The organism is Acidihalobacter prosperus (assembly GCF_000754095.2).
In the GTDB taxonomy this organism is placed as follows: domain Bacteria; phylum Pseudomonadota; class Gammaproteobacteria; order DSM-5130; family Acidihalobacteraceae; genus Acidihalobacter; species Acidihalobacter prosperus.
The window spans coordinates 279,081-292,427 of the sequence record NZ_JQSG02000002.1 but is presented as its reverse complement, the minus strand read 5'-3'; the positions used below and the strand labels follow the sequence as shown (position 1 = coordinate 292,427).

Sequence of the window (13,347 nt, the reverse complement as noted above, 5' to 3'; positions counted from 1 at the left end):
TCAGGAGCGTATTGATGCGACAGCGCAAGGCATCCGGATTCGACGAAGACATGTCGCCCCAGGAAAAACGCACGGCCATGTCGCTGGCCGGCATCTATTCCGTCCGTATGCTCGGGCTGTTCATGGTGCTGCCGGTATTCACCCTTTACGGCGCCGAACTCAAGGGCCATACCGACTTCCTGATCGGACTCGCGATCGGCATCTACGGCCTGACCCAGGCCATCCTGCAGATCCCCTTCGGCATGCTGTCCGACCGCATCGGACGCAAACCGGTAATTCTGGCCGGCCTGGTCATTTTCATCATCGGCAGCGTCATCGCCGCGATGTCGCATACGATCTACGGCGTGATCTTCGGCCGCGCGCTACAGGGAGCGGGGGCGATCTCGTCCACGGTCATGGCGCTGGCCGCCGATCTGACCCGAGACGAACACCGCACCAAGATCATGGGCTCCATCGGTTTGAGCATCGGCATCGCCTTCAGTGTCGCCCTGGTGGCCGGCCCCATCCTCAACCGCTGGATCGGCGTCGACGGCATCTTCTGGGTCACCGCCGCGCTTGGCCTGGTCGCCATCGCGATCGCCCTGTGGGTCGTGCCCACGCCGCGCGCGCACAAGTTCCACCGCGACACCGAAGTCGTCGCCGACGCCTTCGGCGCGGTGCTGCGCGACGGCCAGCTGCTGCGGCTGGATCTCGGCATTTTCATGATGCAGTTCGTGCTGACCGCCAACTTCGTGGTCCTGCCGCTGGTGTTGACCCGCCTCACCGGCATCGCGCGCGGCGACAGCTGGGAGCTGTATCTGCCGGTGATGCTGATCGCCTTCGTGCTCATGGTGCCGCTGATCATCATTGCGGAGAAACGCCGCAAGATGAAATCCATGTTCCTCGGCGCCATCGCCGTGCTCGGCCTGTCCGAGATCCTGTATCTGTTCAGCGATCGCTCGCTGGCCGAGATGATCGCCACCCTGCTGATCTTCTTCACCGCCTTCAACCTGCTGGAGGCGAGTCTGCCTTCGCTGGTAGCCAAGATGGCGCCCTCGACGCGCAAGGGCACCGCCATGGGCGTCTATTCGACCTCGCAGTTCCTTGGCATCTTCGCTGGCGGCGCCATCGGCGGCGCGGTCTACGGGCGCTGGGGTTTCGACGGCGTGTTCCTGCTCGGTGCGTTCGGCGTCGGCGTCTGGCTGCTGCTCGCCAGCAGCATGAAAAGCCCGCGCTACCTGTCCAGCTACGTGCTGCAGCTCGAGGATGCCGCCGTGCGCGAGGAGGCCAGCACCACCGCAGCGCTGGCGCGCGTGCCCGGCGTGGCCGAGGTCATGGTCGTGGCCGAGGAGGGCGTGGCCTATCTCAAGGTCGACCGCAACGCGCTGGACGAGTCCCGCCTGCGTGAGTTTTCACCGGCAAGCACGTAGAATGCCGGCTTTGAGACCCTCGCGCCGGCAGGCCGTCGGGGGCGAGCACCAGGGAGACAGGGACTCATGGCCAGAGGCGTCAACAAAGTCATCTTGATCGGCAACCTCGGGGGCGATCCCGAGGTGCGCTACATGCCCAGCGGCGGCGCGGTGACCAACGTCACCCTCGCGACCAGCGAGAGCTGGAAGGACAAAAACAGCGGCGACCGCCAGGAACGCACCGAGTGGCACCGCGTCGTGTTCTTCAACAAGCTGGCCGAGATCGCCGGCGAATACCTGCGCAAGGGTTCTCAGGTGTACGTCGAAGGCAGCCTGCGCACGCGCAAGTGGCAGGGTCAGGACGGCCAGGACCGCTACACCACCGAAATCGTCGCCTCCGAAATGCAGATGCTTGGCGGCCGTACCGGCGGCAGCGCCGGCTTCGACGCTCCGGCCCAGCAGGCGCGCCCGTCCGCCGGCCAGGGCAGCGGCGGCGCCCGCCCCCCCGCCCAGCAGCAACCGCCCGCGCACCAGGAAGCCCCGATCGATTTCGACGACGACATCCCGTTCTAGCGTCCGCCAAACGAACGTGACGCCGTATTCGATCGGAAAACCGTGCTTGAGACGATGACAACGGACGTCATTCGATGAAAGGCATCATCCTGGCCGGCGGCTCCGGTACCCGGCTCTACCCGCTGACCCACGCGGTGTGCAAGCAGCTGCTGCCGGTCTACGACAAGCCGATGATCTACTATCCCCTGTCCACGCTGATGCTGGCGGGGATTCGCGAGATCCTGATCATTTCCACGCCTGCCGACCTGCCGCGCTTCGAGGCGCTGCTCGGCGACGGCGCGCAATGGGGGCTGTCGCTGAGCTATGCCGAGCAGCCCTCTCCGGACGGGCTTGCGCAGGCCTTCCTCATTGGCGAGTCCTTCATCGCCGGGGCGCCGGTGGCGCTGGTGCTCGGCGACAACCTGTTCTTCGGCCCCGGTCTCGGCCGCCAGCTACAGCATGCCGCGCGCCTGGAGCAGGGCGGGCATGTGTTCGCCTATCACGTGCACGATCCCGAGCGCTATGGCGTGGTCAGCTTCGATGCCGAGGGGCGTGTGCTGGATATCGAGGAGAAGCCGGCGAAGCCGCGTTCCCGCTATGCCGTCACCGGGCTTTATTTCTACGACGCGGAAGTGGTGGGGATCGCCAAGACCATCCGCCCGTCGGCGCGCGGCGAGCTGGAGATCACCGACGTCAATCGCGCCTATCTTGCGCGCGACCGGCTGACCGTGACGCCGCTCGGCCGCGGCACCGCGTGGCTCGACACGGGGACGCACGAATCGTTGCTGGAGGCGGCCAATTTCATCGAGGTGGTGGAAAAACGCCAGGGGCTGAAGATCGCCTGCCCGGAGGAGATCGCCTGGCGCCTGGGTTACATCGACACGGAGCGGCTCGCGCGGCTGGCGGCGCCCTTGCGCAAGAACGGTTATGGCGCGTATCTGCAGCGTTTGGTGGAGACGGCCTGATGCGTTTCGTGCCCACCGTGCTGCCCGAGGTGGTGGTAGTCGAGCCGGACGTGTTCGGCGACGCGCGCGGTTTCTTCCTCGAAACCTGGCACGCGGCCAAATTCCGCGAAGGCGGGATCGACGCCGCCTTCGTGCAGGACAATCACAGCCGTTCGCGCCAGGGTATCCTGCGCGGACTGCACTACCAGCTGGCGCGCCCGCAGGGCAAGCTGGTGCGGGTGGTGACCGGCCGGGTATTCGACGTGACCGTCGACCTGCGCCGCGCCTCGCCGCGCTTCGGGCGATGGGTCGGCGTCGAGCTGAGCGAGGAAAACCAGCGCATGCTGTGGGTGCCGCCCGGTTTCGGCCATGGCTTTTACGTGCTCAGCGAAATGGCCGATTTCGTCTACAAATGCACCGATTTCTACGCCCCGGAACACGAGCGCTGCATCCGCTGGGACGATCCGACCCTGGCCATCGACTGGCCGATACCCACGCATGCCGCGCCGCTGGTGTCCGCCAAGGATGCGGAAGGTGCGTGGCTGGGCGAGGCGGAGGTGTATCCGTGAGGGTGTTGATCACCGGCGCCGACGGCCAGCTCGGCAGCGCGCTGCGCGCCAGCGTGCCGACAGGCGTGACCGCAAGCGCGCTGACGCGCGCCGATCTGGACATCACCGATGCCGCGGCCGTGCGCGGCGCGGTGCGCGAGCTGGCGCCCGACTGGATCGTCAACGCGGCGGCCTATACCGCCGTCGATCGCGCCGAGGAGGCCTCTGAGCAGGCCTTTGCGGTAAATGCCGCGGGCCCGCGACTGCTTGCCGATGCGGCCCGTCATCGCGGTGCGCGTCTGGTGCAGGTGTCGACCGATTTCGTATTCGATGGGCAGCGAAGCCGGCCGTACCGCCCGGAGGACATGACCGCTCCGCTCGGGATTTACGGCGCGAGCAAGCTGGCGGGCGAGGACGCCGTGCGCGAACGTCTGGGGATGCAGGCGCTGGTCGTGCGCACCGCCTGGGTGTACGCGGCGCAGGGCAGCAATTTCATGCTCACCATGCTGCGCCTGATGCGCGAACGCGAGCGACTCGGCGTGGTGGACGATCAGGTGGGCACGCCGACCCGAGCACCGGGGCTGGCCGGCGCGATCTGGGCCATGATCGGCGCCGGGCTCGGCGGCACCTACCACTGGACCGATGCCGGCGTGGCGTCATGGTACGACTTCGCGGTGGCGATTCGCGACGAAGGCCTGGCCCTGGGACTGCTGGCGCGCGCCGTCGAGGTCGATCCCATCGCCACCGCCGACTATCCGACCCCGGCGCGGCGCCCGGCATACAGCGTGCTCGACAAACGCACCACCTGGGCGGCGCTCGGCAAGTCCGCGCCGCACTGGCGCGAGGCGCTGGGGGCGGAGCTGCGATGCCTCGCGCGGATGGAAGCCGAGACGCGGGTGCTCGCGCCATGAGCACCGCAACGCCCGAACGACTGCTGGTGACCGGCGGCGCCGGCTTCATCGGCGCCAATTTCGTCCATTATTGGCTGTCGCGCCATCCCGGCGGGCGCGTGGTCGTGCTCGATGCGCTGACCTATGCGGGCAATCGCGCCAGCCTTGCCGCGGCCGAGGGGCGTCCCGAGTTCCGTTTCGTGCATGGCGACATCCGCGATCAGGCCTTGGTGGAAACGCTGCTACGCGAGGAGACGATCGACACCCTGGTGCATTTTGCCGCCGAGAGCCATGTCGATCGCTCCATCGAAGGCCCCGACGCCTTCGTGAATACCAATGTCGTCGGTACCCACAGCCTGCTCAAGGCCGCGCGCGCCGTGTGGCTGGCCGGCGCTGCGCCCGCGCGGCACCGCTTTCATCATGTCTCCACCGACGAAGTCTACGGTTCGCTCGACGCGGACGATCCCGCCTTCACCGAGACCACGCCCTATGCGCCGAACTCGCCGTACTCGGCCAGCAAGGCGGCTTCCGATCACCTCGTGCGCGCCTACCACCACACCTACGGCCTCGAGACCACGATCAGCAACTGCTCCAACAACTACGGCCCGTACCAGTTCCCGGAAAAGCTCATCCCGCTGTGCATCCTCAACCTGCTCGACGGCAAGCCGCTGCCCATCTACGGCGACGGCAGCAACGTACGCGACTGGCTGCACGTGGAGGACCACTGCCGCGGGATCGAGCTGATCCTGCAGGGTGGACAGCCGGGCGAGACCTACAATATCGGCGGAGGCGCCGAGCGCGCCAATCTACAGGTGGTGGAAAGTCTCTGCGCGATCATGGACGCGCTGCGCCCGGCCGGCGCGCCGCACGCCCGCGCCATCACCTTCGTCAAGGACCGCCCCGGTCATGACCGGCGCTATGCCATCGACGAGCGCAAGCTGCGCGCAGCGCTGGGCTACGCGCCGGCGCGCAGCTTCGAGGACGGGCTGCGGGACACGGTGACGTGGTACCTCGCACGGCAAGACTGGTGGAAACCCATCCTCAGCGGCGAGTATCGCGAATGGGTGGGGCGGCAGTACGCATGGAACCCGCTGGTAGCAGAGTGAGATATTTGCGAGGCTGGTATTTAAGTACGCGAATTAACGCCTAGATATCTTGATTGTCACTGCGACTGAGCCATTTGAGTCGATATTCAGCCTGCTTGGCATCCCATTGGTTGAGATCACGGCACTGCGAGAATAGTCCAATGAATGGCGCTTCCTATATCAAGCATCTTTTCCTCCGATATGAATACTCCTAGTGTTTTACGCTCTACCACCATCAATTTGATCGGACAGCTCGTCCCCACAGTCGTTTCCTTGGCAACAGTTCCGCTTTATCTGCACTGGGTTGGTGAAGTGAAGTACGGTATTCTGTTGTTGGCCTTTACAATACTGGGGTATTTTGGCGCGTTCGATTTCGGTTTGGGTCGTGCCGTTGCTCAACGCGTGGCAGGACAGGAGGATGATGCGGCCAACAACCGCACATTTTGGACAGCTGCGGTTTTTGGATTGGTGATCGGTGTTTTAGGTGGCTTTATCCTGTTGGTGTTGGGGCATCTTTTCTTCTCCGGGCTGTTTCGTATTCCAGCTCAGTATCAAGAACAGGCGGTTGCGGCCATCCCTTGGTTGGCAGCGAGTGTGCCATTGGTCTCGGCATTATCGATCTTGGGTGGCGCGCTTCAGGCTAAACATGCATTTATTTCGCTTAATATTGGGCAATCCATGGGGATGGTTGCCTTGCAGGTATTTCCGTTGATTGGTGTTGCTATGGGATATGCCACCATCCCAGCCTTAGTGGCATCGGCACTGCTTGGTCGTTTGGTTGGTGTGGCGTATTTATATTGGTCAGTCAGTCGTGAACTACCATTCGTGGGATTGCCAAGAATCGATCGCCGCGAGGTGGGGCCGTTATTGCGCTTTGGGAGCTGGATAAGTCTTTCAAGTGTCTTGATACCGCTGCTAACAATTGTCGATCGCATGGTTATTGGTGCACGTATTGGGGCTGGTGCAGTCACGGTCTATACAATTCCTTTCTCATTAACGCAACGAGTTGCATATCTACCACTTAGCTTGGCTACGACGTTATTCCCGCGATTTTCACAACTTGATGATGAAGAAAGCAGGAAACTGCTGCATCAGGGAGTTATCGGCCTAACGGCGCTATTAACGCCATTGGTTGTGCTCGGACTATTGGGTATGCGGCCATTTTTTGATTTTTGGCTAGGGGCAGATATGGCCATAAAAACTGTGCCTGTGGCAATTATCATATTGCTTAGTGTGTGGCTTAATGGTCCTGCCTATGTGCCGAACATATACATGCCCGCCAAGAATAGACCTGATTTGATGTCTAAATTTTACCTCGTGGAGCTTCTGCCTTTTCTGGTGGTTTTGTGGGTAATGGTGGGGCTGTGGGGGGTGATTGGCGCGGCTGTCGCATGGATAATGCGAAGTGCCGCGGATGCGTTATTCTGTTTTTTAATGACAGGCACGCACGGGGTGTATTGGCGAGCTAGTCGATGGAATATGGTGGCTGTAGCGCTGGCTGTCTGGGTGGGCGGATTGTCGTTGCCGTTCATGGAACGGATGCTATGGAGCATTATATGTGTTGTTTTGTCATGCGTTACCGCATGGCTTTGCCTGACGGATGAAATGAAGCTGGGAATCGTTGGACGTGTTGCCAAAATCAAGAGGGGGGTTGGTGGCTAGCCATGCATTATTAATGCATGAGTTTTCGGTGGAGCAGTCCCGGTCGACTTGTGGTGATTTATTGAAGTCGATCCATGGTTATTCCGTGCGGGTTGTCTTTTCGGGGAAGTGAAGGTGAGTAACGTGGACTTGAGAGATGCTGATATTAAGGCAGACGAATTCATGTCTGCCATCTCTCGGTATATGAGGCCGTTTTTAGGTACTCATATCTATGAAGCAAAAATGAAGGACTATAGCGAGAAAACAAATCCGGTTGGATCGGGCTATGCGTCCTGGCTTGAATCACTGATGACCGAAATTAGATGCAAATATGCTCTAGGTAAGGACCTTAAAATACTGGATTTTGGCTGTGGGACGGGGGAATTGACCGTTATTCTGAACTTGCTTGGGTATGATGCATATGGTGTTGATCTTCATCGCGAGCACCTTGGGTTCGCCAGGATTTTGGCTCGTGAGAATAATGTCGATGAAATAAAATTTATTGAAGGCGATGGTGATGGCCTGCCATTTGAAGATAAAAGTTTCGATGTTGTGACAATGTTTGTGGTTCTTGAGCATTTGAGTGATCGGGTTCTTGGTGTGCTGATGCCCGAACTTAAAAGGGTGTGCAGGCATGTGTTATTTGTGCTTGTTCCTAATAAAATTCAACTAAGAGACGACCATACTGGTTTGGCGTTCTTGCCGTGGATGCCAAGATGGTTGGCGTTGGGTTATTTGAAGTTGCGTGGCAAGCGGCACCAGTACCTCATATCAGATAATGGCTCATGGGATGTTTACTATAGGTCATTGTCAAACATAGAAAGACATTTTGATGCTGGTGGTTTTGAAATAAGTTTTATATCAGATGAAAATGTTTTTCCGTCTTTGTCGCTCGTGCCGCCTATAAATGGCGTCTTTAAGAATTTTCATGTGAGGGGTAAATCAATCCGTGTTGGTGTCCCAATACCTCGCGATTGGCTGATCAATAAAGGTGTGAAAAAGCAGTATTTTTATCCATACTTGAATTTGTTGTTCGAGCCAAAAGGCGAGGGTTGAGGTGAAGATAACGTTTGTTCTGCCGGGTTCTGGAAATAACCCTGTTGGTGGGTTTAAGGTGGTGTATGAGTATGCGAATGGCTTGGTTTCATGTGGTCATGAAGTAACGATTATTCACCCGGCTGTCTTGTATAAGAAAAATAATATTTTTTTTCTATCAATCAAGATTGTTAGATTTTTGCAGAGGTTCTTTGATAAAAGTTACTGTCCAGTCGGGTGGTTTGCTCTAGACAATAGAGTGAGGTGTTCGTGGGTTTTCTCATTGGAGGAAAAGCGGATTCCGCCGTCGGATGTGATCGTGGCGACGGCATGGCAGACCGCAGAATGGATCGCAACGTACGGCAGCCTCCCGGGCAAGAAATACTATCTGATACATGACTATGAGCATTACATGGTTGCTCGCAGCGAAGTAAAAAAACGCATGTGCGACACGTATCGTGCTGGATTCGTTAATATAATCACTTCGCCTGCGGGTGCTGCATTATTGAGGCAGTGCGGTGCCGATTACGATGCCTATATACCAAATGGGATCGATTTCAATATTTATAATATAAAGCAATCCGTTGATTCTATTGGAAGGCGAAAAATAGGGTTTCCAACCCGGCGTGAGACATTTAAGGGTACGGCTGACGCCATAAAGGCGTTGTCGAGGGTGCGGGAAGTTTGCGGTCATGATCTTGATATTTGGTCTTTTGGCCCTAAAAAACCGAACTTCATGCCTGATTGGGTTGAATACCATGAGCGCCCACGCGATAGCGAGCTTTGTGATCTCTATAACGCCAGCATGATTTTTCTAATGCCATCGCATTACGAGGGCTGGGGCTTGCCAGGTGCCGAAGCTATGTCGTGCGGGGCAGCGTTGGTATCTACTGATAATGTTGGTGTTAGAGCCTATGCCAAAGATAATGTGAATGCACTGCTGAGTCCGCCGGCTGATATTGATGCGTTGGCGTCTAATGTAGTCGATCTGCTAAGAGATGCTCAGCGTAGATTTAAAATTTCTCAGGCCGGTGTGGAGTGTATCCGCGAGTTCAGCTGGAGAAAATCATTAATACAATTAAATGATTTGATATCGAATCATAAATCGATATGATGTTTTGGGTGGTTGATGTTCGAGTGTTGTCGTCATTACTTCCCGAGATTGGTTGGCGCGATAATTTGATGGTCAATCCAAAAATGGTGCGGAGATTGGGTGCGAGTGTCTTTGCTGCGAAGATCGGATTATTGATGTTTTTGAAGACAGGCGTGAGGAGGCGTCAATCAAGGAGCTAAACTGCCGGCCCGGCTTCTATGAGGCAATCATCTTACTCTGGCGCCGGGTTTGCGGCATGGAAACCGCTGATGCACGCGCCCCAAGGCCCGGTGTGCTGAGAACGGGCTGACAAATCTGCTGGCGGAGGGGCTGCTGGAGAGCGAAGTCGCCAAGGCTGTGCTGAGAAAAAATGGTGAGCCCGCCGGCTCGCCGCGAGATGGCGCGGACGATAAAGAGCGTTGACAGATCACCGTGCGCTGGGAGAGGCGCATGAGCGCCATGGCGTTGGGCTACATCCGCCACCCGATGGCATTGTCAAACCGTGTGAATGGATCGTGACGATGATTCGGTGCCGCTGGCGCTACTAGGGCTTGTTCGCACTATGCGGTGAGGCGCAGCCGGAGCCACTTTGCGTGGCTCGCCAGGCGCCGCGGGCGCGGAGTGGCCTGCCACATGAGCTGCCGCAACACCGCGAGATGTGGAAGGCGGCGGGGCCCTGCGGGTTGCGGCTGAAAAAACCTGCTCGGCGTTGCTCGTGACCGATTCGAGTTCACCAAACTGCGCTCCTTGCGCTCAGTCACAACAGCGCCCCAGCGCATGGTGTGAGCAGGCCCTAGACCGATATCCGCATCTCGCCGCGTGTTAGGCTGGCTGAGATGGGCTTGATCCGGTAGCATTCACGCTTGTTTCCTGTGGGGGGATCCTTGCTCCTCTGCCCCGCGGGGTGCGGTTACGGGCGTACTACTTCTAGGCCTCTCGATAAAGCATGCCAGTATGACTGATGTTGTGAACATACGTGCGCGGACCCTCCTCGGGCCTTTCTGGCGCTGGTGGTCTTATCGCGATTTGGTGCGCAATTTGGTCTCAAAGGAGATCAAGGTGCGTTACCAAGGGGCCGTGCTGGGCTTTGCCTGGTCGCTCATGAATCCGCTGATGATTACCTTGATGTACCTCTTCGTCTTCACCTATGTGTTTCGCTCTTCGCAGCCGAACCATGCGCTTTATATGGTGACAGGCATCGTGCATTGGACGTTGTTTTCGACCTTGGTCACCCAGGCGCCGGAACAACTGGTGGGCAATGCCGATCTGCTCAAGAAGATCTACTTCCCGCGTTTGCTGGTGCCGCTTTCGAACCTGTTGGTCAATTCCGTGCTCTGGTTCATGGCGCTGGTGGTGTTCCTGATGCTTTACGGGCCATTAGGCGGTAAGCTGCACTGGGCGCTTCTGGTCTATCCGTTCTATCTGTTGCTGTTCCTGGGATTCGCATTCGGTCTCATGTTGATCCTATGCGTGCTCTATGTGGATTTTCGGGATCTCAAGCATCTGGTCGAAGTCTTTGTGCAGCTGTTTTTCTGGACGACCCCCATCATCTATCCGCTGAGCATGGTGCCAGCCCGCATCCGCGATCTCTTTCTGGTGAATCCGCTAACGGAGTTCACACATATCTTTCAGGATATTTTTTGGGCAGGGCAGCTGCCATCATGGCAGATCAGTGCCGCTTTTTCAGCCTGGGCGGCCCTTTCTTTGGGCGTGGGCCTCTGGCTCTTCTATCGTCGCGGTGCAAAATTGATCGAACGCCTATGAGCGAGCCCGTCATCATCGTCGAGCAGGTCACGAAGGACTTCGTGCTCCATCATAATGCACAGGACTCTCTCAAGAAGCGGGTCGTCGGTCTGTTCGACAAACGCTGGCGGCCGCAACCTCATCGTTTCCGTGCTTTGGATAATGTTTCTTTCAGCGTAGAACGCGGCGAGGCGCTGGGTCTCATGGGGCACAACGGTTCCGGCAAGAGCACCCTGCTGACCTTGATTGCCGGTATTGTGCCTCCGACCACTGGTCGCGTCGTGACCCGCGGCCGCCTCGTGCCGATGATTGCCTTGGGCGTGGGTTTCAACCCCGAGCTGACGGGGGAAGAGAATATCTATCTGAACGCCAGCCTGTTCGGCCTGAAAAACCGGGAGACTCGGGCGTTGTTTAGCTCGATTCTGGACTTCTCAGAGCTCGGAGAGTTTATCTACGAGCCTGTGAAGAACTATTCCTCCGGTATGTATGCGCGGCTTGGGTTTTCCGTCGCGGTGCATCTGGACCCCGAAATCTTGTTGGCTGACGAGATTTTGTCTGTGGGCGACGCAGACTTTCAGCTCAAGTGTCTCGATCGCATCGAGACCATGCGCAAGAATGGGATGACATTGTTGTTCGTATCACATGCGGAGAGCCAGGTCGCGCAATTCTGCGACCGCTACGTTCGGCTGGAGCACGGACGCATCGTGAGACAGGGTAGTACAGCCGAGCTGGAGCAACCCTCCGTGGGGGCCGCAGTAAGGGCATGAGACGCGCTCTGGGTAGCGAATTCACGGGGTCGGTGGTGACCGATATCACATTTCGTCATTATGAGCGGAGGAGCAGGAGCGCATCTCCACCCAGTTTTACGCAAGGGATACTTAAGCCTATTCATTTCGTTCCCGACGAGGTGGTGCCGGTCAGCAAGGCTTTTCGGTGTGCTCGGGAGATGCATGGTTCAGCTACCTTGGCGGTCATCCACCCGGTGATGCTCGATAGGCAAAGTGGCGATGCGGGGAAAGAATCATGAGCCAGTCGGCAATTACCGCGAAGGTCAGGGCCTGCTTCAAGGCCTATGACATCCGTGGCCAAGTCCCGGAAATGTTGGATGCCGATGTGACTTATGCGATTGGCCGCGCCTTTGTCGATGAAATCGGCGCTGCGAAAGTCGTGGTTGGCCATGACGTGCGCCTGGAAAGCCCCATGCTTTCTGAAGCCCTGATTCGTGGGCTGTGCGATGCCGGCGCGGACGTGATTGACATTGGCTTGTGCGGCACGGAAGAAGTCTATTTCCAGACGTTCCACCGTGAGACAGATGGCGTGGGTGGCGGCATCATGATCACCGCGAGCCACAACCCCAAGGGCTACAACGGCATGAAGCTCGTGCGCGAGGGCGCACGGCCCGTCAGCGGCGATACCGGTCTTTTTGCCGTTCGCGATCGCGTGATCTCCGGCGAGTATCAGCCGGCGGATCGCCGGGGCAATGTGATCGAGGATCACGACAAGACCGCTTATATCGAACACCTGCTGGGTTACGTTGATGTCTCCCGCCTCAAACCGTTGACCATCGTGGCCGACCCCGGCAACGGCGGTGCCGGTCCGGTCATGCGACGCTTGGAAAAGTACTTGCCCTTCAAGGTGCATTACGTCCATGAACAGCCGGATGGCAATTTCCCCAATGGTGTGCCGAATCCGTTATTGCCGGAAATGCGTTCGGCCACATCAAAGGCTGTGGCTGAGCATGGCGCCGATCTGGGCATTGCCTGGGACGGCGACTTCGACCGCTGCTTCCTGTTCGACGCCAAGGGCCGTTTCATAGAAGGCTACTACCTGGTGGGACTGCTGGCCGAGACGCTGCTGGCCAAGCATCCGGGGGCGAAGATCATCCATGACCCCCGTCTGACCTGGAACACCATCGAACAGGTGCGGGAGGCGGGTGGTATCCCGGTCCAGTCCAAGACCGGCCATGCCTTCATCAAACAGCGCATGCGCGAGGAAGACGCCGTCTACGGCGGCGAGATGAGCGCACACCACTATTTCCGGGAATTCGCCTACTGCGATTCTGGCATGATCCCTTGGCTGCTGATCGGCGAGTTGATGAGCGCGAGCGGCAAGACCTTGGCGGATCTGGTCGACGAGCGCATGGCTGCCTATCCATGCAGCGGCGAGATCAACTGTCGGGTCGAGGACGTGCCGGGCACGATCGAGCGGGTGCTGGCCCGCTTCTTGCCTCAGAATCCAACCGTAGACCGGACGGATGGTGTCAGCGTGGAGTTCCCGGACTGGCGTTTCAATCTGCGTGGGTCCAATACAGAGCCATTGCTCAGGCTGAATGTCGAAGTCAGAAACAATGCCTTTCCCGTCCCTCATCTGGTGGATGAAATCGAAGCCGTGATTCAGGGGGCGTGATGTGCCGTCCATCGCTGGATCC

At 58.5% G+C, this 13,347-nt stretch carries 12 protein-coding genes; all 12 read left to right on the top strand.

The window, feature by feature from the left end; genetic code table 11:
- Nucleotides 1-14 precede the first annotated feature (14 nt).
- Nucleotides 15-1,409: an MFS transporter gene (locus THPRO_RS05345; protein ID WP_065089320.1), complete on the top strand. Its 1,395-nt coding sequence runs from the start codon at nucleotides 15-17 to the stop codon at nucleotides 1,407-1,409.
- Between the two features lie 66 nt (nucleotides 1,410-1,475).
- A complete protein-coding gene (ssb, locus tag THPRO_RS05340) occupies nucleotides 1,476-1,961 on the top strand; it encodes a single-stranded DNA-binding protein (protein WP_065089319.1) in 486 nt (161 codons plus the stop codon).
- Between the two features lie 74 nt (nucleotides 1,962-2,035).
- Nucleotides 2,036-2,905, top strand: coding sequence for a glucose-1-phosphate thymidylyltransferase RfbA (gene rfbA / locus THPRO_RS05335; protein WP_038089358.1), 870 nt, complete (start codon nucleotides 2,036-2,038; stop codon nucleotides 2,903-2,905).
- Entirely contained in the window at nucleotides 2,905-3,453 is a 549-nt protein-coding gene (gene rfbC, locus THPRO_RS05330) for a dTDP-4-dehydrorhamnose 3,5-epimerase (RefSeq protein ID WP_038089361.1), read from the top strand. The genes rfbA and rfbC overlap by 1 nt, the downstream gene beginning before the upstream one ends.
- Complete coding sequence (gene rfbD, locus THPRO_RS05325) at nucleotides 3,450-4,343, top strand: dTDP-4-dehydrorhamnose reductase (protein ID WP_145930704.1); 894 nt, start codon at nucleotides 3,450-3,452, stop codon at nucleotides 4,341-4,343. Before rfbC ends, rfbD begins: the two co-directional genes overlap by 4 nt.
- The gene (gene rfbB, locus THPRO_RS05320) at nucleotides 4,340-5,428 is read left to right on the top strand and encodes a dTDP-glucose 4,6-dehydratase (RefSeq protein ID WP_038089366.1); all 1,089 of its coding nucleotides are present in this window, start codon (nucleotides 4,340-4,342) and stop codon (nucleotides 5,426-5,428) included. The genes rfbD and rfbB overlap by 4 nt, the downstream gene beginning before the upstream one ends.
- 144 nt (nucleotides 5,429-5,572) lie before the next feature.
- Complete coding sequence (locus tag THPRO_RS05315) at nucleotides 5,573-7,069, top strand: flippase (protein ID WP_082954458.1); 1,497 nt, start codon at nucleotides 5,573-5,575, stop codon at nucleotides 7,067-7,069.
- Nucleotides 7,070-7,183: 114 nt separating this feature from the next.
- Nucleotides 7,184-8,104, top strand: a complete 921-nt coding sequence (locus tag THPRO_RS16230) for a class I SAM-dependent methyltransferase (protein WP_145930703.1) — start codon at nucleotides 7,184-7,186, stop codon at nucleotides 8,102-8,104.
- 1 nt (nucleotide 8,105) lies between these two features.
- Nucleotides 8,106-9,197, top strand: a complete 1,092-nt coding sequence (locus tag THPRO_RS16225) for a glycosyltransferase family 4 protein (RefSeq protein ID WP_145930702.1) — start codon at nucleotides 8,106-8,108, stop codon at nucleotides 9,195-9,197.
- A gap of 933 nt (nucleotides 9,198-10,130) precedes the next feature.
- Nucleotides 10,131-10,940 carry an ABC transporter permease gene (locus THPRO_RS05305; protein ID WP_052064279.1) on the top strand — a complete coding sequence of 270 codons (810 nt, stop codon included), beginning with the start codon at nucleotides 10,131-10,133 and terminating at the stop codon, nucleotides 10,938-10,940.
- On the top strand, nucleotides 10,937-11,686 hold the full coding sequence (locus THPRO_RS05300; protein WP_052064280.1) for an ABC transporter ATP-binding protein: 750 nt from the start codon (nucleotides 10,937-10,939) through the stop codon (nucleotides 11,684-11,686). The genes THPRO_RS05305 and THPRO_RS05300 overlap by 4 nt, the downstream gene beginning before the upstream one ends.
- A 256-nt stretch (nucleotides 11,687-11,942) precedes the next feature.
- Nucleotides 11,943-13,325, top strand: coding sequence for a phosphohexomutase domain-containing protein (locus THPRO_RS05295; protein ID WP_065089317.1), 1,383 nt, complete (start codon nucleotides 11,943-11,945; stop codon nucleotides 13,323-13,325).
- The last annotated feature ends 22 nt before the right edge of the window (nucleotides 13,326-13,347 follow it).